Below are 25163 nucleotides of genomic sequence, written 5' to 3' on the forward strand. Positions count from 1 at the left end.
CAGAGAAAGAAGGCTTACGATGACCGAGAAACTGCTGTCGCCTCTGGTGAAAACCTTTGACATGCTGCCCCATCCCGAGGGCGGGTGGTACAAGGAGTTATGGAAGGCGTCCTTTGAAATCCCGAAAGACGTGCTGGATCCCAAGTATTCGGGTTCGCGCCCTTCGGCGACTTCGATTTATTTCCTGCTGCATCCGGAGGAATCCTCCGCGTGGCACCGCGTTTATTCCGATGAATTGTGGCTGTGGCATTCCGGCAGTCCGCTCGAGCTGCTGCTCGGAGGCGATGGGGAACAGCCGGGCGGGGAGACCAAAATCATTTTGGGAATGGATGTCGAGAAAGGCCAGGTGCCGCAGGCGCTCGTTCCGGCCAATGTCTGGCAGGCGGCCAAGCCGCTGGGCGACGAGCCGGTGTTCGTCTCCTGCGTCGTTTCCCCAGGCTTTCATTTTGACGATTTTACGATGATATCCGGAAAATAAATCCTTCGGCAGCGGCATGTCCCGCTTCGCCGGGCCAGCCCAAATCCCGCACGGTTGCAATGACCGATGCGGGATTTTTTGTGATATTGGAAAGGATAACTTTCGGGAGCTGGGCAATTTTATAGCGTCAGACACAAGCTTCAGTTAAAAACCGTCTAGCTTCCTTCAAAGGACGCTGCTAGACATTTTTGTTTAGATACACTGCTCCTTCCTTCGGTGTACTCGGGGCTAAGCAGCGTACTTCGTTTGCTTCAGATGCAGCCGGCTGTTTTGCGCTGCAAGGTTTTGATTTCGCCAAAAATGGGTAATACATAGATATGCCTGTGTACTGCAGGGGACAGATTAAATATCAGAGGAGGTTGTAAAAGATGACATCTCATTCTCTTACAGCAGAACGAAGAACCGACACGAAGCATTCGAGCCTGCGCAGCTTGAGACAAAGCGGACGCATTCCGGCGGTGGTCTACGGAACACAGACCGAGAGCATGCCGGTCAGCGTCGATGCGAAGGAGCTGGCGAAAGTTGCCAGAACAGGCCGGTCCGAAGTGTTCAAGCTGAAGGTGGAAGGCTCGTCGGATCTGGACGTGATCATCAAGGATTACCAGCGCAAAGCCGGTGAGTGGATGCATGTGGACTTCATGCACATCTCCGCCAACAAGCCGATCAAGGTTCGCGTTCCGATCGACTTCCAAGGTACGGCTGCCGGCACCAAGGTGGGCGGCGTGCTTCAGCATCAGGAGACCGAGCTTGAAGTCGAGGCGCTTCCTGCAAATCTGCCATCCACGATCACCGTGGACGTATCGCATATGGAAATCGGCGACAAGCTGATAGCCGGAGACATCCAGCTGCCATCCGGCGTAACGCTCGTAGCCTCACCGGAAGAGCTGGTTGCTTCTGTAACGGCATCCCGCATGGCGACCGAGGCCCAGGCTGCGGACGAATCCGTGGCAGCGGAGGGAGAAGAAGCGGCGGAAACGGCTGCAGAAGACAACAACGAATAAAACGTCTTATCATATACATGCTTGTACAGGAAAACCCCTGGTCGTTCACGACCAGGGGTTTCTTTGCATGAGGCATGTGTGAGATGCACTGCCCGTATACCCACTTGGCGAAGTGGGTGCACGGTTGTTTGTGTACTGCCAATCGCCTTTGTACGTTTCACTCGTATACGTATCACCTGTTTACGCGTTCTGCAGCTCCAGCCATTGCTCATACGCCGCGTCCAGCTGTGCCTGCAGCTGCTCCCGCTCCGCATGAAGCTGCTGCAGGCGCCCCAGATCCGAGGCGGCGCTTTCCTTCAGCATGTCGGCGTCGATCTGCCCCAGACGGGCCTCAAGCTCCTTGATCGACTGCTCGAGTGAATAGGAAGCAGAGGCGTCGCTTTTCCGGGAACGCCGCTCGCCGGTATCGGGGCGCGCAGCAGCCGGCTTGGATACCGGCTCCTTGCCCTGGCTGCCGGCTTCCGCGGCCTTTGAGCCAGCCGCCTCTGCCTTCCGTGCCTGCTCCGCCGTTTCGGCCTCGCTCAGCTTGCGGATTTCCTGTTTGTAATCCTCGAAGTTACCGATGAAGGAACGGACCCGCCCGTGATCCAGGCTCCAAATTCTGGCCGCCAGCCTGTTGATAAAATACCGGTCGTGGGATACGCCGAAGATGGTGCCGGGGAACTCTTCGAGCGCCTCTTCCAGCGCTTCCCTGGCGTCAATGTCCAGGTGGTTGGTCGGTTCGTCCAGAATCAGCAAATTCGGCTTCTGCTCCATCAGGATGGCGAAGCGCAGCCGCGTCCACTCCCCGCCGGAGAGGCTGCGGATGTCTTTGAATACATCGGCGCCGTAGAACAGGAATCGCGCCAGCCGGCCGCGGGCTTCACCTTCCTCGATGCCGGCCTGCTCCCGGTAGTACTGAAGCACGTTCTGCTTGACGGATTCCGGCGTTTCCTCCTGCGCGAGGTAACCGATGCTGACGCGCGAGCCGACGGCCACGCTCCCCTCGGTCGGTTCGAGCTCGCCCAGGGCCAGCTTGATCAGCGTGCTCTTGCCGCTTCCGTTGCCGCCGAGCAGCATGACGGTTTCCCCGTACCGGAGCGTTTCGTTTACGCCTTTGAACAAGGTGCGCGTGCCGTACGATTTGCCCAGCTCCTCGAACACGAGCACCTGCTTGCCGGAGCGGTCTTCCTGCTGCAGCGACAAATCCATCGTCTTCCGTTCAAGCACCGGCCGCTTCAGCTTCACCATACGGTCGAGCGCCTTCTGCATGGAGGCGGCACGGCGGTGGAAACCGGCGTTCGGCGGGTTGGACCGGTTGCCCCACTCGATCAGCTGCTTGATGCTTTCCTGCACCTTTTTGATTTTTTTCTGCTGCTCCTGGTAATCGGCAAACTGCTGCAGGAGCCGCTCTTCCTTTTCCTTCTGATAACCGCTGTAGTCGGTGTGGTAGGTAAAGGCTTCTCCGTCTTCAATCTCGACCACCTTGGTCACGAGCTTGTCGAGAAAGTAACGGTCATGCGATATCGTAAGCACGGTGCCGCGGTATTCCTTCAGGAACTGCTCCAGCCATTCGATCGCCGCCATGTCCAAGTGGTTGGTCGGTTCGTCCAGCAGCAGCACATCAGGCTGCTCAAGCAGCAGGGAGGCGAGCCCGATCTTGGTTTTCTCTCCCCCGGAGAGGGAGGCGAAGGGGCGGGTGTACTGGCCCGCGGGGATGCCAAGGCCGCCGGCGATGCGGTCAATGGTCGCTTCCATTTCATATCCGCCGGCTGCTTCAAAGCGTTCCTGCAGCCTGCCGTATTCGGCGAGCCACTGCTCCGGCTCTTTGCCGCCGGAAGCGGAGGAGCGGGACATCAGCGCCTCCAGCTCGCGCATCCGCCGCTGCCATTCTAGCGGCGCCGCAAAGGCGCGCAGCAGGATGTCATACACCGTTTCGCCGTCTCCGGCTTGGGGAATTTGGGCGAGGAAGCCAAGCTTGGCGCCCCGCGAAATGGAGATTTCGCCTTGGTCCGGCTTGTCTCCGCCGTTCAGCAAGTGGAGCATCGTCGTTTTTCCGCAGCCGTTGCGGCCGATCAGGGCCGCTTTTTCCCCTTCGCGGATTTCAAAGGATACATCGGACAGAACGAGTTGGGCACCATGGTATTTTTGTATGTTTTTGCATTGAATCATCATCGTATTTTCCTCCATAGATGCCGCATCTACAGAAAAAAACCGCAGGGAAATGTCCCTGCGGCTTGAACGTTCAACGCTTATCCGTTGAAGTTAAGGTAGGAGCGGCATTTCGCAATTTTGTAAAACAACCGGATTGTTAAAAATGGACAGACGGATCCCGTTAACAGGAACTCTGTAAAAAATGCCGGACAAAATCATCGGCAGTTGATTGATCCGGTCGTTTCCAAAATTGCGTACCACTTCTACCTCACCTCCCTGTGAAAAAAGTTAGCTTTATTGTATCCACAACGAGTGCTAAAAGCAAGCAATGGATGAAACATTTTATGAAAATGGCCATATAACCCTGATCAGAACCCTCAGCAGGTTTTGGAGGGGTGGTCCCAATTCGGCTTCGGGCTGTCGAAGGGGTGTCGGTGTTTACGGCTGATTTGTAATAGCGGGACGGGCATTTATCTCCAGACCGGCATTATAATACAATAAGATGCAGTGGTTGAAACGAGTGGAGGGTCCCATGAAGAAAAAAATAATGTTTACCGGCGGAGGGTCCGCCGGACATGTCACGGTCAACCTGGCGCTGATCCCGCTGTTTCGGCAGGAGGGCTGGGCGGTGGAATACATAGGCTCGGTCAATGGGATCGAGCGGGAGCTGGTGTCGCCGCTGCCGGACGTGGCGTATTTTCCGATATCGACAGGAAAGCTGCGCCGGTATTTGGACTGGCAAAACGCCAAGGATCCGTTCCGGATCGCCAAGGGCGTCTATCAGGCCTACCGTCTCATCCGCCGCCGGAAACCGGATATTGTATTCTCCAAAGGCGGGTTTGTATCGGTGCCCGTCGTCATCGGTGCCTGGCTGAACCGGGTGCCGGTTATCATTCACGAGTCGGACATCACGCCGGGGCTGGCCAACCGGATTGCCATCCCGATGGCTGAAGCGGTGTGCACGACGTTCCCGGAAGCGGCTGCCCATATCGGCAAGGGCAAGGGCCGCCATGTCGGCGCCGTCATCCGGAATGAGCTGAAACAGGGCAGTGCTGCCGCCGGACGGAAGCTGTGCGGGTTCACACCGGGAAAGCCCGTCCTGCTGGTGATGGGCGGCAGTCTTGGCGCGCAGAGCATTAACCGGGCGGTGCGCCAGGCGCTGCCTGAGCTGACGGAAGCTTTTCAAGTCGTGCACTTATGCGGGAAAGGCCAGCTTGATCCGGCGCTGACGGTTCCCGGCTATTGTCAATTCGAATACATTCGCGATGAACTGCCGGATGTGCTGGCGATGTCGGATCTGGTGATCACCCGTGCCGGCTCCAATTCGATCTTTGAGTTTCTTTCTTTGCGCAAGCCGATGCTTCTCATCCCATTGACCCGGCAGCAAAGCCGGGGCGATCAAATCCTTAATGCGCATTCGTTCGAAAAAGCGGGTTATGCCGAAGTGCTGGAAGAGGAAGGCCTGTCTCCGCAAACGCTGCTCGAGCGGGTTCGGGCATTGCATGCCCATCGGGATGCCTACGTATCGGCCATGGAGAGCGGCCAAAAGACGGACGCGCTTGCGGAAGTATTCAAGCTGATCAAAGAAACCGCAAAGCGACGTTGAAGATCGTCTGCACCTTGGAAAGGAACCTTATTTTACCTGAACGAATAGAGAACAAGAGTTCCTAATTTTTCGCTTTCCTGAGCCGAACTATGGTATATTGAGTACACGAGATTTTAGGACAGGAGACGGGAAAGGACGGAAGACATGCTGGCGTTTACTTCACAAAGAATCAGATCACTATGCGGCGCATCCGCCTTTAAACGGGGTGAGGAATACTGCGCCTACGGTCAGGTCATGATCGTGGAACGCGATGACGATAACCGTTACATTGAAGCGGTAGTGCAGGACGAGGATATATACCGGGTCGAGGTCGATATCGACGGAGCGGACTTCAGCGCAACCTGCCACTGTTCGGGCTTCGGCGGATATTATCCTTACTGCAAGCATATCGCCGGCATCTTGATCTATCTGCTGGAAGAAGAAAAGGGCGGGGCGGACCGGATGCAGCCGCGGGGGGAGGTCGTCCCGATTCCGACGCCCGCGGTTTCCTCCAGGGACGTGCGGCTCACCAGCGGACTGATCGAGCTGTTTGAGCAGATGGCGGACAGCGAACGGCTGAAGACCGGCCAGAAAGCGGCGAGCGTGCTTAAGGAAACGCTGGCTGTGGAATGGATCTGCAAAGTGACGGACGAGTATCAGCCGGAACCGAAGTTCCGGATCGAGATGAAGGTCGGATCGAACCGGCTGTACGTCGTGCAAAATATCAGGCAGTTTCTGCTTCACATCGAGGAAGGGAGAAGCCTGCCTTTTACCAAGCTGTTCACATACAGCCCGAAGCAGCACACGTTCCGGCCGGAGGACTGGGCAGTCATCGACATGCTGATCCGGATTTGCGGAAGCGAGTTCGCGTATGATGAAGCAGGCCGTTCCATTCCCGGCTTCGCAGCCTCGGGCAGCCAGCGGATGCTGACGATCCCGCCGCTGGGCTGGAACGAGCTGCTGCCTTTGCTGGTCAAGGCCGGGGCCGCGATGGAGCGCGAGTATGCTTCGCCTCAGCCGATTCAGCTGGGTGAAGGCCAGATACCGCTGTCGTTCCATGTGGGCAGCATTGATAGCGGCGACGCCTATCATCTGGAAATCAACGGGCTGAAGCGGGTCGTCGTGATGACCGCATACGGCTGCGCAGCTGTTGACGGCACGATATACCGGCTGCCGGTGCGCGACCTGCTCCTGCTGTCAGAGATGAAAACCTTGATATACCGCTATGACCATAAGCGGATTAACATATCACCGCACCAGATGGACGCACTGATGGAGAAGGTGGTTCCCGGCCTGCGGCGCATTGGGAAGGTCGGCATGGACGCCAGCGTCCGGGATCAGCTGGTGCAGCCGGACCTCGTGGCCAAGCTGTATTTGGACCGGGACGAAACCGAGCTGACCGCAAGGCTGGAATTCGTGTACGACGGGGTTGTGATCGATGCATTTGCCGATACAGATGCCCGGAAGGACGGCGATTTTATTCTGGTCCGGGATACCGATAAGGAGCGGCGGATGATCGAGGCGTTGAAAGGAACGGACTTTGTGCAGAGCGGACGCGAAATGGTGCTGGACCTGTCGGAAGAAGACAGCGTATACGACATCCTGTTTCATTTGCTGCCCAAGCTGGAGAAATGGGTCCAAGTATACGCCACTCCCGCCGTCAAGCAGCTGATGCACAATCCGAACAAGCCTCCGAAAATCAAGGCGGACACGGACCATACGACCAACTGGCTCGAGATCAACTTTGAGCTGGACCATGTGAGCGACAAAGAAATCCGCAAGCTGCTGCTGAGCGTGATTGAGAAGCGGAAGTATTACCGTCTTCCCGGCGGTGCGTATGTGTCCCTGGAAAAGGAAGCCTTCCAAACTTTCGGCGAGCTGTATGATGAGCTCGGGATGAAAAAAGGCGATATTACCGGCAGCCGCATCCATCTTCCTCTGGTCAAGGGGCTGCAGCTTCGTGACAAGGAAGGCCGGGCTTATGGGGTCCAGATGGGGAAATCGCTGCGGCAGCTGATTGATCATATGACGCATCCCGAGCAGATGGACTTCGATGTTCCTGAGGAGCTTGCCGACGTGCTCAGGGATTACCAGCGGGACGGCTTTCAGTGGCTGAAGACGCTCGGCCATTACCGGTTCGGCGGGATTCTGGCCGACGACATGGGGCTGGGCAAAACGCTGCAAAGCATTGCCTACATTGTGTCCGAACGCAGGGAGAAGGAAGGCGGGCACCTTCCGGTCCTGATCGTATCCCCTGCATCGCTCGTATATAACTGGGAGAGCGAGTTCCAGAAATTCGCTCCGTCCGTTCATGTTCATGTGGCCCTTGGCGCGCGGAAGGAGCGCAGCGATTCCCTGCTTCGCATAGCGGCTGCGGGCGCAGAAACCGAATCTCCTAACAGCCTTGCTGCGCAGCAGGCGGACGTAATTATTACCTCCTATCCGTCCTTGCGCAAGGATATCCGGCTGTACCGGGAGATGGGCTTCAGCACCCTGTTTCTTGACGAAGCCCAGATGATCAAAAATTACGCGACGCAGACCGCTCAAGCGGTGCGGGAAATCCGTGCGGAGCGGCGGTTTGCGCTGACGGGCACGCCGATCGAAAACGCGGTGGATGAGCTGTGGTCGATTTTCGAGGCGGTATTCCCGGGTCTTTTTACGGGTCAGAAAGCTTTCCGCGGCCTGACCCGCGGCCAGATCTCCCGAATTGTGCAGCCGTTCATTTTACGCCGGTTAAGGGCCGATGTGCTGGACGAGCTGCCGGAACGGATCGAGACGGTTCAGCGCTCGGAGCTCAGCCTTGAGCAGAAGAAGCTGTACGCCGCTTACCTCGAGGAATTCAAGGAAGAGACGATCCGTGACCTGGAGATGGAGGGGTTCCAGAAGAGCCGGATGAAAATATTGGCCGGCATCACGAGGCTCCGTCAGCTGTGCTGCCATCCCTCGCTGTTTGTGGACGGGTACGAAGGTCCGGCCGGCAAGCTCTCCCAACTGCTGGACGTAGTCGACGAATGCCTCAGCAGCGGGCGGCGGATCCTGATCTTTTCCCAATTTACGAGCATGCTCCGGATCATCCGCAGCGAGCTGGCCCAGCGGGGGATTCCGGTCTTTTATCTGGACGGGCAGACTCCGGCCAAGGAGAGGGTGGACACCTGCTCGCGGTTTAACCAGGGAGAGAACGACGTATTCCTGATCTCGCTCAAAGCGGGCGGGACAGGGCTGAACTTGACCGGAGCGGACACGGTCATCCTGTACGACTTATGGTGGAATCCGGCGGTGGAAGAACAGGCCGCAGGACGCGCCCACCGGATGGGGCAGAAAAACGTGGTTCAGGTTATTCGCCTGGTGACGAAGGGAACCGTGGAGGAAAAGATGCTGGAGCTGCAGCAGCGGAAGAAGGATTTGATCCGCGAAGTGATGGAGTCGGCGGATGACGCGGTCACGACCTTGACTGAGCAGGAAATCCGCGAGCTGCTTGCCTTATAGAGAGTCATTTTTATTCATGGAAGTACCGTGAACCGGACCTTGGAGGGGCCGGTTTTTTTCTTGTCTAGCTGCGAGAACGGGCCGAGCTCCATTTGATCCCGATAAATTTTCATGAAAAGGATGCAGGAATATGAACGGCAATGGCGAAATTTACCTCTATGCTTTAGTAAAAATGACCTATTACTTGTGATCCATTCACGGACTTGGGAATGAGGAGAAGAATGTATGCGAAATCGATACAATTACGGTATCCTAACCAATTCAGGGCCTCATCTGTACAGCATGGATACAGGGGGAAGCCGCGAACAGGGCGCAGATTCGCCGCCTGTCAGCGGATATATGCCTCGCGACGAACATGCGGCTGCGTCCGCGGCAGCAGGCTCTATATCTATAGCCTCTCTTTTTTCTACCACACCGACCTACAGCAGCGCTTATCTTAAGCGCCGTGAACTTATAAACCGGCAGCAGGGGCACACCGCTTGGAACGAGGCGGAAAAATTAGCGTTTGAGGCCGATTGGTACGACAATCAGCTGGAGTGGATCGCGACGATCGATCAAACTTACGGGGAGCCGGTATTCTGGGATGTTCTTGCTGCCATGGCTCCTCCGTTCCCGAGAGGGGAACAGGGACCGAAAGAGAAGCTGGCTGAGGGGAATTTAGCTGCGTTCCAGCCGACCCGTATCCAGAAGCTCCTCAAGCAGGACGCCATGATCCGCGAGGAGCTCGAAAGGCAGGTTCAGCTGGCTCGGGAAGAGGATCGTAAAGACTATCTGGCATGGAAAGCAGCCAACGATTTTGCACACGACATCCTGGACGGCAACCGTACCGCCTATTTGCGGGTTCTGGAAGAGATGGCCCCGCTGCAGGAATTGACGATGCTGGGGAGCGGCCTCGAGTTCAGCGTCCGAAGCAGCTCCGAAGTGGAAGTGGAACTGGATGTCAATTCCCAGCAGGTGATCCCACGCGAGGCGAAAGTCCGCACCGAAGCAGGGGTAGCTTCGCCTGAACTGTCCGTCCCCGAACGCAATGACCTGGAGCTGAAATACATCTGCGGCTCTGTCCTCCGGATTGCAGGCGAGCTGTTTGCCCTGCTCCCGCTGGAGTCGGTCGTCGTGCAGGCGAGGGACACCAAACTGAACGGAAAGACCGGGCAGGAGGAGTACATTACGGTGCTGTCGATCCGCATCGAGCGGAAATTTTTTGCCGGCTATCATGCAGGGCGTGAACGCTGCCTGGAAGCACTAATGCACTGCTCTCACCGGATCGAGTACGATCCCGGTACTGGTTTTGAACCGGTTGACGACCTTCTGTAATCAGCATGTTCATGCTGTAGACTGCCTTTGGGTGACCGACCTTTTGTGTCGGTTGATCATCCGAGGCAGTCTTTTTTAGGTTAAACGCATAAAATGAGCGCTCTGTCCTCCAATGAACACATACCGGAAGACGCTGAAAGTATGCGACGGAAGACGTATATTCCAACAATAAATGGCGAAAAAACTCATATTTTGGTACCATATGCACTTGTTTTCCACTAGGGGGCATTTGTTAATATAATAGAAAACGTCTATGGCAGCCGCTGTAACCGAAGAATACAGCTCTTTGAATGACAGGGAAGCGGCATTTTGAATCTATGCATAGTCAGTAGAGAGAGCAAGAAGTATGGAGATGGGAGTGAGCGCATGAGGAGATGGTGGCTACTGCTGGGCAGCCTAGTCCTGGTCCTTGGGATAACCGGCTGCGGAGACAAGAAGAGCTACTCGATGGACCGCGTGGAATCCAGGGCTTACCTCGGGCCGGATGGAGACTTGTATGTCGAAGAACTGTTTACGTATACCTTTAAGGGCAGCTTTAACGGAATGACGCGTGCGATTGATCGGGCGGATCAGAAGGGGGTTGAATTTTTTGAAGCTTATGTACCCCCGGAACATCCTAAGCTAGGCAGTTTCTCCTACGAAAACTTGCAGCGGCTGGATGTCCAATGGGACGACGACAATGATACGTATTACATATACGATGCCGCGCAGAACGAAACGAAACAGGTCTATTACCGCTACCGGATTGACCATGCGGCGGTCAGGTATGGCGAAACGGGCAAGCTGGAATGGAGCTTCTTCAAAAATAACCAAGAGGATCTTCACCAGGTGTCCGTCGACTTGTTTATGCCCGGCGATTATAAGGACGGAGACGTTCATGCCTATTTGCATGACCGTTCGGGCGGAAAGATTACAAGCGAAGGGCCGCCAGCGGTTCACTATGAAACCGATGATTTGAAGAGTGACGGCTCGGCGCATATGGTGGTCTATTTTCCACCGGATCAGTTATCCCAAATGACGGCTTCCGAGGAACAGCTTTCTTTGCAAAAGCAGCTGTCTGCCGAGCAGAAATACCAGGACCGGCTTGCCGCCCGTGACGTTCGAATGAACGCCATCCGTCCGGTTGTGCAAGTCGGCATGGCTGTTTTCATTGTAGGTGCGCTGCTGTACGCTTTGTCGTGGAGAAAAATATCGGCCTGGCTGCGGCGCGGGGATGTCACACGGCAGGACATCGATGAAGCGGATCCGCTGCTTCTCATGTATATGCTGCGCAAAGGCCGGTTAAAAAGGGAAGACTTCATGGCCGGATTGTTATCGCTGCGGCAGAAGGGTTACGTGACCGTGAAGCAGGTCCCAGCTTCCAAACGCTTCCAGGAAGAGCCGACGGCTCCCGAATTCACGCTGCTGTTCACCTTTACGGGCAGGATGGATCAGCTCAACCCGGCGGAGAAGCATCTTGTCGGCTGGCTGTTCGAAGAAATCAACGGCAGCCTGATCTTCAAGCTGGATTCCTTGGCGGGACCAACGTTTAAGGAGCGGCAGAGCGCAAGGATCGTCAAGCAGTACCGGGCAAAGTCGGTTAAGCATGCCGACCGGCTGATGAAGTGGATCAGGCTGCTGTCGCGTACCCAGCCTTATTCGGGGCAGGTCCGGCCCAATCCGCTGCTGAAGCTGTTCATTCCGCTGACGGCTGCGGTGAATTACGGCCTGCTGATGTATCTGCTGTACACCGACGCGGCGTCCACGCTCATGATCGTGCTAACCGCCGTGCTGCTTGGTGCCGGAGGGGTATGGGCGTCCATCCGTTTCCGGAATAAGCTGTGGATCTTCCTGTATCTGCTCGCATGCTTTATTATGGGCTCCCAAATCGTGCATGATATTTCGGGCGACTATCTGATCCTGACGGTATGTTCCGCTCTGTTTGTATGGAGCATTCCCGTTCATGTGCTGTCCTGGGAGACGCATCGCTATCGCTATGCACTCAAGGCACTTCGAAGTACCCTCGGAAAAGGAGAGATGTCCTACGCAGGCGAACCCCTGGAAACAGAGCAGGCCGCGGAGTATGCCGCCCTGCTTGGGACCGTTCCGCGGTACATTAAACACCGTAAGCAGACCGGAACGTCAGGCGCCGCTTTGGCCGCAGCCGTTCCCGCATTATTCAGCGTGGAAATTATGGAGTCCTTGAATTATACGCAAAATCACCTGCTCCTGAAGCCGATGGGCGTCGGAGGAAGCAGCAGCAGTTCCTCGTCCAGCTTCAGTGACGGCGGGGGAGGAGGCGGAGGCGGGGGAACCGGCGCGTTCTAGCTTACGCCAAATCGTCCAACTGCACCGCCCAAGGAATAACGAACGATAACGATTGAGATGACCACGTAAATCCGCAGCAGCCCGTTCCCTGGCATTTGAGGGACGGGCTGTTTTTATGCCTGGAGGATGGAAGAAAGCGGCTTTCCGCCCGCCACGTATTAACAAAAAAACGGCAAGCTCCTCTCAAAGAGAGGAACTGCCGTTTATTTGGATAGCTGTACCCGATCAGTTGGTCTTGGCTGCCATGATGACGTCCCGGCACTCGTCGGAGCAGAAGGACTGATGGATCTCTTCGCACTCTTCGCAGCAAACATGCTGTTTGTTGCAGGTCGGGTTGGCGCAGTTGATATAGCGGTCATGCGTTTTGCCGCAGTGGATGCACTTGGCGATCACGACATCTTCTTCCGTACGGTTGATCGGCACCGAAATGCGCTCGTCAAAGACGTAGCATTTGCCGTCCCACAAATGTCCTTTGACTTTAGGGTCCTTGCCGTATGTTACGATGCCGCCCTCAAGCTGGGCAACATCCTGAAAGCCTTCTTTGATCATGAAGCCGGTCAGCTTCTCACAGCGGATGCCGCCAGTGCAGTAGGTCAGAATTTTCTTGTCCTTGAACTGGCTCATATTGTTGCGAATCCATTCCGGAAATTCGCGGAACGACTCGACATCCGGACGGATGGCGCCGCGGAAATGTCCGATTTCGTATTCATAGTTGTTGCGGCCGTCCAGGACGATAACGTCATCCTGCTGAAGCAGCTCATGGAACTCTTCCGGAGACAGACGCTTCCCGCCGATAACATTGGGATCAAGCGGCTCATCGTAACGGAACGTGACGAGCTCTTTCTTGTGACGGACAAAAATTTTCTTGAACGCATGGCCTTCCGACTCATCGATCTTGAAGACGATATCAGAGAACAGCGGATTCGCTTTCATGTCGTTCATATACTTCTCGGTTTGTTCCACGGTGCCGGACAGCGTGCCGTTGATGCCTTCAGAGGCGATCAGAATGCGGCCTTTGACGCCCAGATCTTTGCAATACTGCAGATGCTCCGCAGTGAACTGCTCAGGATCAGGGATGTTGACGAATTTATAATATAACAAAATACGGTATTCTTGCTTCGTTGTCATTGCTTCTTCACCTGTTCTTGTAAATTTACCTTATATATTGTAGATGAATAGGGCATACATAGTCAACTTGAAAGTATAGTAAGTAACCAGAGGATTCCTAATAGCTTAGCTGAAAGACGCAATTTCGATGCGGCCTATAGATGAGAATGAATCCGAGAAATACTGGAAAATGCTCCGTCTGCTCGCGCAAATTTAGAGGGCGGCTATCCTTCTCGTTGGAGGAATAAAAAACCAAATATTATATTGCGTATCGTAACGGTATATGATATTATGGATTAACGGATCCGAATCAGCCGAAGATAGAAGGTGCCTACTCTTAAAGAACAACGCGGCAGCGTCGGATATCCGGAAATCCGATACGGCTGTCCATGGAGTAAGCTTTCCTTCGGCATGATAAGCCATCTTGAGTTTAACCGTATTCAGCAGCGCCGCGTAATACGACAAATCAAGCATGCAAAGGAGATGTTCTCTTATGAAAAAAGTGCTTTATGTGCCGCTGGACGACCGTCCTGCCAATTTGGATGATGTGATCGTGCAGGGGAGATCCGCAGGGATCCAGCTGATTGTCCCCGACCGGGAGGATATTGCCAATCGCCTCGATTCCAAGGCCGTGGCCGAAGGCGGCCAATTGGTGAGCACCTCATCGCCGACGTACGGAAAGACGCGGAATATCCGCCGATTTATTAGGGAACACGCCGCTCAGGCAGACGGATTTATCATTTCGACGGATATGCTGGCCTACGGCGGGTTAATCGGCAGCAGACGGCTTCGTCCAAGCGCGGGCGGCGACTACCCTGATTACGACCCCGAGACTACCAAACTGCTGGACGTCGTTCGGGAAGTGAAGCGGGCCTACCCGCGTAAGCCGGTCTATGTGCTGGATACGATCATGCGGCTGGCGACCACGGTGTTTGTGGAAGGCCTGACCCAGGCTGCATACGATGAAGCGAGAGCCTTTGCCCAGCAGCCGCGGGCGGTCGCAACCACGTTCGAGGGCATTTTGGAAGGGTATGACACGAAACCCGACGGCACTTCGTTCGGAGAGCCTACCCTTTTTGACAAAGAGCAGTACTATAATGCCAGAAGGCATAAATTCAAGACCAACAGATACATCATTGAACGGCTCGTCCGTGAAGGATACGTGGATTTTCTCGCAGTGGGGGTGGATGACTCCTATACCCAGGGAGTACAGGCCAACGAAATTGCTTACCTGGAAGCCTTTGTGAATGAGCATTTGGGCGGCACCGGCGGCCAGAATCCGGACAAAGCGATTATTCTCCCCGATGCCGATGCGCTGGGATACTCGCTGCTGGGCCGGATGGCGAAGGAGCTTCACCGGTACAGCTCCCGTCCGAAATACGGCGTCAAATATTTTGGGCCGGACGGGTCGACCATCGTCAATCCTTACGAGTATATGAGCGTGCACGATAATATCCGGCATCATGTGGACATCGTCGGCGGGGAGTTCGTTGACACGGCAGCCTATGACATCGAAATCGTGGCGGTTACCAGCGCCAGCGAGATCGGTGCCGCCGTGAGCCGGATGGAAGCGAACAGCGCCGGACGGATCCCGACGCTTGTGATAGATTTTGTCGGGGGAGGTGCCGCCGATGCGACCGTAACCGAAGCGCTGCTCGACAGCGTGTCCACCGGACAGCTTCTGGGATACAGCGCGTGGAACACGGCCGGCAACAAAATCGGCATGGCCCTCGGCATGGCCCAAGCCCGATTCGTATACCTTGGCACGGAGAAGCGGCCGCCGGCGCTGCAAGAGGCAGTGAATGCGCACGGATCGCTGCTGTTCAAGCGATTCCTCAAGGACTACTACTATAAGAAGATCACGATTGCCGAAATTCGAGCGTACTCGCGGGCACACACCCTATACTCCAACGTACCGTATGCGGACCAAAACATTCGCCTGTTCAACTCGCCGGAAGACTATAAGGTTCTGGTCGAGATGCTTCGCGAACGCATGCAGGCGAACACGAAGACGCTGGCTGCCAGAAAGGCATTCGAGCTCGGCGTGTCGCAGAACGTGTGGCGGATCAATCCGTCCGGATGGTCGTTTGCGACGTATGCTTGCGCGTCTCTGGACTACGACAATCCGGCATTCATTTGGGAGCGGGCGTTTGAGATTACGCTGGGGCCGGAAGTGACGCTGAAAGAGTGCTAGGGCGGGAAGCGACTGGCGGCTCGTGGTGGCTGCCGGCATCCGGTGCCAGCGCGAGCACGGCTACAACTGCATAGCTTGCTGACGTGCAGGACAAAAACAAAGCCCGGGGATTCCGGGCTTTTTTCTGTACGGCTGTGAGCGATGTAACCCGGCAACCCGGGATCACTTGATGGCCCCGGCCGTTATTCCGCTGGCGATCTGCCGCTGGAAGAACATGTACATGATCAGGACGGGGACGATGGTGATGAGCAGACCGGCGAAAAGGGGGCCCCATTCGGTACGGTACTGCATCTGGGCCTGCATCATTGCGATGCCGACGGGCAGGGTATAGTGCTTCGGATCGTTGACCAGAATCGTGCCGATAATGTATTCGTTCCAGATGTTAAGGACGTTGACGATGCCCACGGTAATAAGCCCCGGCTGCGAGAGCGGCAGCATCACCCGGAAGAAGATGCCGAAGTAGGACGCTCCGTCCATGGCGGCGGCTTCTTCCAGCTCTTTGGGCAGGCTTTTGAAAAATCCGACGAGCACGAAAATGCCAAACGCAATCAGCGTAGAGGCATACACCAGGATCAGCCCTAAAGACGAATTCGTCAGATGCATGGAGTTCATCAGGAAAAAGAGCGGGATGAGCGCCAGGCTGAACGGGATCATCATGGAGGCAATGTAAAGCAGGAACAGCGCGGTGCTTCCCCGGAACGGGTATCGGGCCAGAACGTAGGCGGTGGTGGCCGACAGCAGCAGCCCGAGCAGCGTGGAACCGATCGTCACCACGACGGAGTTCAGGAAGTAATCGCCGAAGCTGAACTCCCGCCATACGTAGCTGAAGTTGCTCCACAGCAGCGGAACGTCCGGCAGGGACCAGGGCATTTTGCGGAAAAATTGGTCGTTGTTTTTCAGCGAGTCCAGCAGGGTCCACAGCAGCGGATAAATGACCGATATGCCCCACAGGATCAGGATGGCGTAAAACACGATTTTGACCATCGGATTGGAAAGGCCTGATTTCATTATTTGTTCCTCCTGTGCCTAGAAAAATCAGCTGATTTCGATCGTTTCCTGGCGCATGAGCCGCTGCAGGATGACTGTCGTGATCATCGATAAGACCAGAATCAGCACGCCAATGGCCGCACCATAGCCAAAGTGGTACTGCGTGAAGGCCATTTGATACAAGTAGGACCCCATGACCTGGGTGGTGTTGTCCGGCCCGCCGTTCGTCATAATCATCACGATGACAAAAGAGCCGTTGAGCGTGGTCATCATAATGTTGAGGATGGACACCTTCATCTGTTCCCAGATCAGCGGCAGAGAGATATGGCGGAATTGGTGCCACTGGCCAGCGCCTTCAAGGCTTGAGGCCTCGTAGTAGGATTCCGGTATCCCCTGAATCGCGGCGATCAGGAGAATCATATAAAAGCCGATGCCGGCCCAGATGGCGGGCGGAAGCAGCATCCAGATCGTGTGGCTGGTGAAGCCGAGCCACGTAATGTCCACTTTGTCTTTGGTGAACAAGGACAGGAAGGAGTTCAGAAAGCCGATTTGCGGATTATAGATAAAATTCCAGAGGACGCCTATGACGACGACGGAAATGACGTTCGGAATGAAAAAAATCGAGCGAAAGAAATTGGCGAGCCGAAATTTGAAGCGGGTCAGAGCGACCGCAAAAAACGTCGCCAGAATCATGATGCCGATAATTTTGCCCGCGACGAGAAAATAGTCGTTGCCCATCCCGATCCAGATGATGGGGTCGTGAAGCATCTCCTTAAAATTGTCCAGGCCGATAAACGTTTTATTGTCCGAGGAGCCGGACCAGTCATACAGCGAGTAATACATCGCCTGCAGTACGGGGTATACCGTAAACACGCAGAAGAACAGGAACGTGGGAATGATGAAGGTTGCGATAAACAGGTTGCGCTGCCAGGCGTTCGTCCCCAATTTCATCTTCGTTCTCCCTGCCTTTCACCTAAAATGTACGGAGGATAACAGAGAGCGTTCATCCCCGTCATCCTCCGCGTTTCCTGCCGGTCTATCGCATTACTTTTTCACTTTCTTGGCGACGTCCACGACGCGCTGTACCCACTCTTCCGGCGTGATTTTGCCGATGGTCAGGGCATCCGTGGCATCCTGCATCGCCTTATCCACGTCCGCATTAAAGGTAATGGACGGAACGACGACGGTGTTGGAATCGGTTAAATACCGCGCTGCATCCTTAACATGGCTTGGCGCGCTGGAGCTGCTGATGTCGCCTTTGATGTTGGACGGAGCGCCACTCAGCTCGGCCCACTGCGAAGCTTGGGCTTCTGAGAAGATGAACTGCAGGAATGCTTTGGCCGCTTCCTTGTTTTTGGCGTTCTTGGCGATCGCCACGTTGGCGGTGGAAGTGTTGGCGACGACCTTGCCGCCTGAATCCTGCGTCACCGATGGAATGAAGCCGAAGGAGAATCCGCCCGGGACGTCCTTGGCCATTTCGTTTGGCAGCCAGAGGCCGTTCGGGATGAAGGCGTCTTTGTGCTGCAGGAACAGCATTTGCGAATCCGTGTGGTTGATCTGGATGGAGGCTTTGTCGATAAAGCCTTTGTCGCGAAGCTCGACGATTTTGTTCAGTGCGGTCAGCACGGCGGGCTGCTGGAAGGCTTCCACTTTGGAATCGGCCATGTCCTGCAGAATGGAAATATCGTTGTTGTTGGCGGATACGATCGCCGGGTACAAAATCGCACCGTTGATGTAGTACGGATATTTGCCGGTATGGATAAACGGAGTCACGCCCGCCGCTTTGATTTTGTCGCTGACGGCCAAGAAGGACTGCCAGTCTTTGGGCTCTTCCCAGCCTTTTTCCTGGAAGAAGGCTTTGTCCCAGAACACGCCCCAGGAGTTCAAAACGAGCGGGATGTCGTAGACCTTGCCGTCAAACAGCTGCGGCGGCTGCGCCAGAATGTCGCTGATTTTGGTGCCGTCGATGTTCGTGGCGTCCTTCATCCAATCCGTCAGGTCCTCCAGCTGGCCGTCCTCCACCATTTGGCGGTCGTTCAGGTTCGGTCCGTCAATATACACGAAGTCCGGCGGATTGCCGCCGACCCAGCGGGGCTTCATCTGGTCGTTAATTTTAGGCCCGCCGCTTTCTTTAACGTTCAAATCGGGGTTGGCCGCTTTAAAGTCGGCGATGACCTTTTTCCACCACTTGTCGCCGTAGCCGCCGACAAAGTACTGGATTTCAAAGTCTCCGGTCAGTTTTTTGGTGCTGTCATCGGTCGTCGTGTTCGAGCTGGAATCGGTGTTGGTCGTTGTGGCGGTGGTTGAGGAGGACGCGTCTTCGGTTTTCGTCGAAGTGGACGAGTCCTTGGAGCCGCATCCGGCCAGCGGGGCGACGATCATCAAAGCCGCAAGGCTGAGTGCCGCCAAATGTCTCTTGAACATCATAAAAGCTAACCCTCCTTAAGTGATTGTGCAACGCCATAGTGGTTGTCTATTTTAGATTACAGCGCCTAAAACCATCATAAGGATTCGGGGGGAGAGGCTCTATTGAATATCTTCCATGAATTCTTTGTTATTTTCTGTTCGTGGGGAAAAAAGGAGGGATAATCTTCTACTTGGGATGAGGAGGGAAAATGTGAGGTTGTAGAGCGGCCCCGTCGCAGTGCTGCTGCGCCGCTGCCGCTTTCCCCTTACTCCGTTCCATGGACCTCCTTCTGCACCTTCTCGGCGTAACGCTGCAGCTCGTCCAACGCCTCCTTCGGCGAGACGTGGTCGTGCAGGACTGCGTCGCCCATTTTCCGTGCGGTATCCATGATCGACTGCCATTCCGGCTGCTGGATCGGATAAAAGCTGGATTTCCGCAGCTCCGCCAGACGCTGCTTCACCATGGGATCCGCTGCCGACAGCTTGGCCCCGGCCTCCTCCGTCACGGGCAGGAAGCCTTCCTGCGCGATGATTTCCTCATACACCGGGCTGGAATACAGATAATCCAGGAACGCGGAGAGCGCCTCCTTGTTGGTATGGTCTGTTTTGAACGAGACCAGGTTATCATGCACGCCGAACAGGAGCGGCTTGCGGCCGTCCTTGACGGGAATAGGGCCGGTGCCCCACTTCAGATTCGGGAACTCCCTCGGCATGACGGTGCCGAAATAATTGCCCGAAATCATCATCCCCAGCTTCCCGTCCCCGACGATGCGCTGCTTCTCGTCCCGGGTGGTGACGGTCGGCTCGGGATCGGTTAATCCTTCGTCGTACAGGTCCTTCAGAAAGGCAAGGCCCTCGACGTTTTCCGGCGAATTGATCGTCCATTTCCCGTCACGGAACCACCCGCCGCCCGCCCCCAGGAAGAAATAAGAGAGATAGGCCTGGATTTCGTTATCGCTCAAATCGACGCCGAAGCCGTGGGCCTTGCCAGTGTTTTTGATTTTGAGGGCATCCTTTTTCAGCTCCGACCAGGTGGCCGGTGCTTTGGATATGCCAGCCGCCTCGAAAAGGTCCCGATTGTAATACATATTCCGGGTGGACGAAACGTACGGAATGGCATACTGCTTGCCGTCCCACTGGTCGAGCTTCATCAGGTCCGGATAAAATTTCCGCTTCAGCTCCGGCGAAATGATCTCGTCCATGTCGTTCAGGAGGCCGTCCTTCGCAAAATGTGTGTACACGTTCGTGTTCAGCAGGTCCGGCGGCTGATTTTTACTGATCATCGTAGTATAGATGCCGTCGAGGATGTCCCAGTTGGCCACCTGCAAATTGATGACGATCGACGGGTTCTTCAGCATGAAGTCCTGCACCAGGTTTTCGAGCAGGGGCCGCGTCTCCGAGCTGTACTCGGAGGCGACAAAATTGATAAGCGCAGTCTGCTCCTCCTGCGGCTTCATCACCGGTTTGGCATCTTGCGGGCCGGAGCAGGAGAGAAGGAGCGCCGGAATGCCCAGCAGGCAGAGAGAGATCCCGGCAAGCCGGGTCAGAAAACGGGAAGTCATCGGCTCTCGCACCTTTCGATGGTTATTGTTTATTTATCGATAAATGGAAAGAGGAGTTTCTGATTTTCCGGGGAATACATGTTGGCCTTGGTGACGACGATCGAATTGGTGTAGGTTTCCGGCTTGACCTTTTTGCCGTTGATGAGATCGAGCACGGTCTGTACGCCCAAATATCCGATGTTAAAAGGCTGCTGCACGACGGTCGCGTTCAGGGTGCCTTCCTCGAGCAGCCGGATTTCACTGGCCGACGTGTCGAAGCCGATCAGCTGGACGAGCCCGGTCCGATGGGCTTCCTTGACCGCTTTGGCGGCGCCGAGGGCCGCGGATTCGTTCAGCGCGATGATGGCGTTCATGTCGCGGTGGTCCCGGATCAGCGTCTTGGCGATCAGGTACGAACGCTCCTCGGAATCGGAGCAGTAAAACGTGCCATAGATCGCCGAGGACGAGGCCTCAAGCGCTTGGCGGATGCCTTTTTCCCGCTCGGCCGATACGCCGGACGTCACGAAATCGCTGATGATCACCGCCCTTAGCGAACCGCCGGTCTGCTCCAGCGCCACTTTGCCGGCCTGGACGCCGGCAGTGACATGATCGTTCGACACGAAGGCCGGCGGCGATTTCAGGCTGAGAGGCGTATCGATAATGACGAGCGGGATGTCCTCATCCTGGATGTTCTTGAGCTCGTCCATGATGCGGTCGTCGTTGATTGGGGCGACGACGACGGCCTGCGGCTTCTGCTTGAGGACGCCCTTGAGCAGCTGGAGCTGCGACTCGGCGTCCGTCTCCTGCAGCGGGCCGGTGATGCTGATGCTGGCCCCGGCCTCCTTGGCGGCCGCTTCGGCCCCGGCGCTCACCGTCTGCCAGAATTCGGAGCGGATGTTGTGCTCCTTGAGGATCACCGTCACGCTTCTCTCCTGAGGGGGCGTCGGAATAAACAGCTTGAAGTACAGGATGATGTAGACGCAGGATATGACAAAAATGATGGCCAACAGTAGCGTGGCACGTTGTATGCGCATGGGTGCTACTCCTTCATTTTGGGGATGGTGATGGTGACGCAGGTCCCTTCTTCCAGCTCACTGCGGATTTGGATGCCGTAGACGTCGCCGAAGTACAGCTTTACGCGCTCGTTGACGTTGGCAATCCCGATGCCGCCGGATTTCGTCCGGCCGGACGTCTTGCCCTCCGGCGGGTTCCAGATCTGCCCGATTTGCTCCTCCGTCATGCCCAGCCCGTCGTCCTCCACTTCAAATTGGATCATCTGGCCCAGGTCGCGGGCCCGGATGACGATTTTTCCGGGTTCGGGCTTGTTGCGGATGCCGTGATAAATGGCGTTTTCCACAAAGGGCTGCAACAAAATTTTGAGCGTCATGAAACCTCTGATTTCCTCCGGCACGTCGATGTCGTATTCCAGCTGCTCGTTGTACCTCATCTTCTGTATAAGCAGATAGTTGGTGATATGCTCGACCTCCACCTTGATTGGCACCAGCTCCTTGTCCTTTGTAATGCTGGCGCGGAACAGTTTGGCCAAGGCAGAGGTCATCAGGACGACTTCCTCGTGCTTCTTTTGCTCGCCCATCCATACGATCGAATCGAGCGTGTTGTACAGGAAATGCGGATTGATCTGTGACTGGAGCAGCATCAGCTCGCTTTTTCGTTTGTTCTCCTGGTTATGGATGATTTCCTGCATCAGGTTCTTGATCTGGGCAAGCATCAAATTAAACGACCGTCCGAGCTGGCCGATTTCGTTCGGCTGGTCGATCTTCGTGCGGATATTGAAGTTGCCGCGCTCGACCTTTTTCATATCCCGCTGCAGAATGCGGATCGGCTTGGACATGCGGTATGACAACACGAGCGACAGCAGCAGGGAGAAGAGGATGCCCATGATGGCGTACAGCAGGATGGACCTGCGGATCGTGCCTTCGTTCGCGATCAGGTCGTCCGCATAGGCCACGCCGACGATTTTCCAGCCGAAGTTCGTGTCATGAACCGAGTAGACGCGCTTGCCCTTGTCGTCGTTGATCGTGAAGGAGGTACCGCTCTTGGCACCGGTGACCTTGGCGATCTGCTCCGTGCGCAGGTTGCTGTAGATCAGCTGCTGCTGCGGGTGGTAAATGATGTTCCCGTTCTGGTCGACGATGAAGACGTAGCCCTTTTTGCCCAGGTTAATTTTGCTGCATATATCGTTGATGATGCTCAGGTTCAGGTCCACGAGAAAAATGCCCTCGCCCCGGATCCCGTCCGTGCTCTTCAATTCGCGGCTGAGGGAGACGACCCACCGGTATTCGTTCTGGATGACGTTCTGCACGTGAGGCGGCGAAATGACGGATTGTCCGCCCTTGCTCTTTGCTTCCTTGTACCAAGACTGGTCCTCCAGCTTGGTGTTCGGGTTGAGCAGGGTAATCCGGCGGTCGGACACGTAATGGCCGTTGTAGCCGAACACCATAATGGCCGAGATGTCCTTGCGCGAGTACAGGATGGCCTGGAACAGGTCGGAGATGCGCTTTTCATACGGCCGCCGGTCGCTTGTGCTGATAAACGTGTTGTTGGAGATGTAATACTTGACGTCTTTGTTGGTCATGGCCAAGAGGCTGATATTTTCCATGTTGTCAATGTAAGACTGGATGTTGGAGTTGACCTGCGTGATGATTTCCTGGACGTAGCTCTCAGAATTGGTCTCCATCGCGGCGACCGACAGGTTGTAGCTGTTCAGGCTGATAACCAGGACGGTAATCAGGATCAGGCAGGAAAAGGTGAAAAAGATGCTCGACTGAATGCTTTTAAACGGCAAAAAAGGAAGGAGGGAGGCACGCTGTCTGGTCATGGCTGCGGGCTCTCCTTGGCCTGCCTGTCGCGGAATTCCCGGGGCGTCATGCCCGCATGCTTCTTGAACAGGATGCTGAAATAGTTCGGGTCATTGTAGCCGACCTGACCGGCGATTTCGTAAAATTTGAGCCCGGTGTGTGCCAGCAGCTCCTTGGCTTTGTCCATTCGGGTCCGGGTCAGGTACTCGACGAAGGTTTCGCCTGTATGCTGCTTGAAGACGAGGCTGAAGTAGCTGGTGCTCATCAGGACGTGGCGGCACAGGTGCTGCAGCGAGATGTCTTCGTCGGCATAATGCGTCTCGATGTAGTCGACGGCCTTGCGGATCTGCATATGGGTCAAATGATGGCGGTTTTCGGCAACGGCGTTCATGACGGAGGTGACCGTCTCCGTGAGCCAGGCTTCGATTTCGTCGAGCGTTTTGTATTTGTAGACGTCGGTCAGCAGGATCGAGCGCGGCTCGTGCAAGCCCAGCTCCTGAATTGTGTTCATGAGTGAAAGGATGACCTTTTGGATGTGAAAGATGCACGAATCCATCGGTGCCATGCCCTGTTTCAGGTCGCAGACGAATTCCCGGATCAGCTGGCGGATTTCCTCCAGGGAGCCGGTCTTGACGGCGGAAGCCAATTGGCGGTCCCAATCCGGGCGGAGCGTCTCGGCGAGGGCGGGCCGGTCCTCCATGTCCAGCAGGCTGATCACCCGGTTTTTGCCGAGCAAAAAGCGGTAATCCAGCGCGGAAAGGGCGCTTGTGTACGATGCGGGAAGCTGCTGCGCTGCCTGCACTGCTTGTCCGACGCCGATGGTAATGGTGAACTTTAAATATTTGTGAATGTAGAAGCGGGCTTCTTCGGCCACCCGAAACGCCTTTTCGTACACATCGGTATCCTCGGCGCCGTCCGAGACGACCAGGGCGATGCGCTCCTCGCGTGTGCGGAACAGCAGCAGGTCCTCGCGGAGGGCGATTTCCTCGAACAGGTTGTAAGCGGCGTAGCGAAGAATTTCCGTGTCCTGCCCGCTCTCACTTTGCAGGGGGCGGGAGCCGAAATCGTCGATATCAGCCACCATGGCCAGGCATGGCGAAGCCAGCGGTGTCAGGCCGAAATAGCGGAAGCGCTCCTGTGCTTCCTCGGCTTTCATCCCGGTAACGACGAGGCGCTCCAGGAAGCGCTCCTTCAGGAGCGGCAGGCTCTGCTTTAGCTGGCTGTAGAGCCGGCTGAAATCCTCGCGCCTGCGTGTCTCTTCGTCCATCTCGGCCTTGACCTTCAGAAGCAGCTCGCGAATTTCCTGGGCAGTAATCGGTTTCAAAATAAAATCGGAAACCTTGAGGCGAATGGCCTGCTGCGCGTATTCGAACTCGTCGTAACCGGTCAGGATGATCATTTTGATATGCGGATATTTGGAGCCTGCAGCGGCCGTCAGCGCAAGACCGTCCATAAACGGCATAGAGATGTCCGAAATGATGAGATCCGGCATGTTCAGATCGATCGCCTCCAGCGCCTCGCGGCCGTTGGCATAATCGCCGATCAGCTCGAAGCCGAGCTCCTGCCAGCCGATCGTTCGCTTCAGCCCGTCGCGGACAACCGCTTCATCGTCGACGATGAATACTTTGTACATGGTATGCCCCCTGTCTTTTGTTCGATGCCGTAAGGCTTCCGGACCCAGGGTCCTTGTTCATAAAAACGTAATAATTCTGGAATAATTATACTGTAAAAGCGGATTTGTGGATATGGGGAATGTGCGAGTCAAAGATGGAACGTCCGAATTGCCGTATTTTGACATGATCCCG

17 protein-coding genes are annotated in these 25163 nt (G+C 55.6%); 7 read left to right on the forward strand and 10 right to left on the reverse strand.

Annotation, left to right across the window (positions count from 1 at the left end):
• Positions 1 to 19 precede the first annotated feature (19 nt).
• Entirely contained in the window at positions 20 to 478 is a 459-nt protein-coding gene (locus IAE55_RS04955; RefSeq protein WP_145023379.1) for a cupin domain-containing protein, read from the forward strand.
• Positions 479 to 846: 368 nt separating this feature from the next.
• The gene (locus IAE55_RS04960) at positions 847 to 1479 is read left to right on the forward strand and encodes a 50S ribosomal protein L25 (protein WP_200631279.1); all 633 of its coding nucleotides are present in this window, start codon (positions 847 to 849) and stop codon (positions 1477 to 1479) included.
• Positions 1480 to 1659: 180 nt separating this feature from the next.
• On the opposite strand, the gene abc-f is transcribed toward IAE55_RS04960, so the two are convergent.
• A complete protein-coding gene (abc-f, locus tag IAE55_RS04965; RefSeq protein ID WP_200631281.1) occupies positions 1660 to 3633 on the reverse strand; it encodes a ribosomal protection-like ABC-F family protein in 1974 nt (657 codons plus the stop codon).
• Positions 3634 to 3723: 90 nt separating this feature from the next.
• Positions 3724 to 3873 carry an RAxF-45 family protein gene (locus IAE55_RS34220; protein ID WP_279628456.1) on the reverse strand — a complete coding sequence of 50 codons (150 nt, stop codon included), beginning with the start codon at positions 3871 to 3873 and terminating at the stop codon, positions 3724 to 3726.
• A gap of 271 nt (positions 3874 to 4144) precedes the next feature.
• Here IAE55_RS34220 and IAE55_RS04970 point away from each other — a divergent pair, with 271 nt between their 5' ends.
• From IAE55_RS04970 to IAE55_RS04985, 4 genes are all read left to right on the forward strand, one after another.
• Positions 4145 to 5218 (forward strand): undecaprenyldiphospho-muramoylpentapeptide beta-N-acetylglucosaminyltransferase, encoded by a 1074-nt coding sequence (locus tag IAE55_RS04970; RefSeq protein ID WP_200631283.1) that lies wholly within the window; start codon positions 4145 to 4147, stop codon positions 5216 to 5218.
• A gap of 144 nt (positions 5219 to 5362) precedes the next feature.
• On the forward strand, positions 5363 to 8683 hold the full coding sequence (locus tag IAE55_RS04975; protein WP_200631284.1) for a DEAD/DEAH box helicase: 3321 nt from the start codon (positions 5363 to 5365) through the stop codon (positions 8681 to 8683).
• Between the two features lie 225 nt (positions 8684 to 8908).
• Complete coding sequence (locus tag IAE55_RS04980; protein WP_200631286.1) at positions 8909 to 9997, forward strand: hypothetical protein; 1089 nt, start codon at positions 8909 to 8911, stop codon at positions 9995 to 9997.
• Between the two features lie 366 nt (positions 9998 to 10363).
• Positions 10364 to 12304 (forward strand): DUF2207 domain-containing protein, encoded by a 1941-nt coding sequence (locus tag IAE55_RS04985; protein ID WP_200631288.1) that lies wholly within the window; start codon positions 10364 to 10366, stop codon positions 12302 to 12304.
• A gap of 225 nt (positions 12305 to 12529) precedes the next feature.
• On the opposite strand, the gene trhO is transcribed toward IAE55_RS04985, so the two are convergent.
• A complete protein-coding gene (gene trhO, locus IAE55_RS04990) occupies positions 12530 to 13432 on the reverse strand; it encodes an oxygen-dependent tRNA uridine(34) hydroxylase TrhO (protein ID WP_105444433.1) in 903 nt (300 codons plus the stop codon).
• A 472-nt stretch (positions 13433 to 13904) separates the two neighbouring features.
• On the opposite strand from trhO, the gene IAE55_RS04995 reads away from it, so the two are divergent.
• The gene (locus IAE55_RS04995; protein WP_200631289.1) at positions 13905 to 15605 is read left to right on the forward strand and encodes a DUF4127 family protein; all 1701 of its coding nucleotides are present in this window, start codon (positions 13905 to 13907) and stop codon (positions 15603 to 15605) included.
• A gap of 162 nt (positions 15606 to 15767) precedes the next feature.
• On the opposite strand, the gene IAE55_RS05000 is transcribed toward IAE55_RS04995, so the two are convergent.
• From IAE55_RS05000 to IAE55_RS05030, 7 genes are all read right to left on the reverse strand, one after another.
• Positions 15768 to 16613, reverse strand: a complete 846-nt coding sequence (locus IAE55_RS05000) for a carbohydrate ABC transporter permease (RefSeq protein ID WP_145947400.1) — start codon at positions 16611 to 16613, stop codon at positions 15768 to 15770.
• 27 nt (positions 16614 to 16640) lie between these two features.
• The gene (locus IAE55_RS05005; RefSeq protein ID WP_200631290.1) at positions 16641 to 17543 is read right to left on the reverse strand and encodes a carbohydrate ABC transporter permease; all 903 of its coding nucleotides are present in this window, start codon (positions 17541 to 17543) and stop codon (positions 16641 to 16643) included.
• A gap of 93 nt (positions 17544 to 17636) precedes the next feature.
• Positions 17637 to 19019, reverse strand: a complete 1383-nt coding sequence (locus tag IAE55_RS05010; RefSeq protein WP_145157878.1) for an ABC transporter substrate-binding protein — start codon at positions 19017 to 19019, stop codon at positions 17637 to 17639.
• Positions 19020 to 19264: 245 nt separating this feature from the next.
• Positions 19265 to 20560, reverse strand: coding sequence for an extracellular solute-binding protein (locus IAE55_RS05015; protein WP_200631291.1), 1296 nt, complete (start codon positions 20558 to 20560; stop codon positions 19265 to 19267).
• A gap of 29 nt (positions 20561 to 20589) precedes the next feature.
• Positions 20590 to 21573, reverse strand: coding sequence for a substrate-binding domain-containing protein (locus tag IAE55_RS05020; RefSeq protein WP_076169695.1), 984 nt, complete (start codon positions 21571 to 21573; stop codon positions 20590 to 20592).
• A gap of 5 nt (positions 21574 to 21578) precedes the next feature.
• Entirely contained in the window at positions 21579 to 23378 is a 1800-nt protein-coding gene (locus IAE55_RS05025; protein ID WP_145157886.1) for a cache domain-containing sensor histidine kinase, read from the reverse strand.
• A complete protein-coding gene (locus IAE55_RS05030) occupies positions 23375 to 24991 on the reverse strand; it encodes a helix-turn-helix domain-containing protein (RefSeq protein ID WP_200631292.1) in 1617 nt (538 codons plus the stop codon). The genes IAE55_RS05025 and IAE55_RS05030 overlap by 4 nt, the downstream gene beginning before the upstream one ends.
• Between the last annotated feature and the right edge of the window lie 172 nt (positions 24992 to 25163).

This window comes from Paenibacillus sp. S28 (assembly GCF_016624415.1).
Taxonomy (GTDB): Bacteria; Bacillota; Bacilli; order Paenibacillales; family Paenibacillaceae; genus Paenibacillus_AQ; species Paenibacillus_AQ favisporus.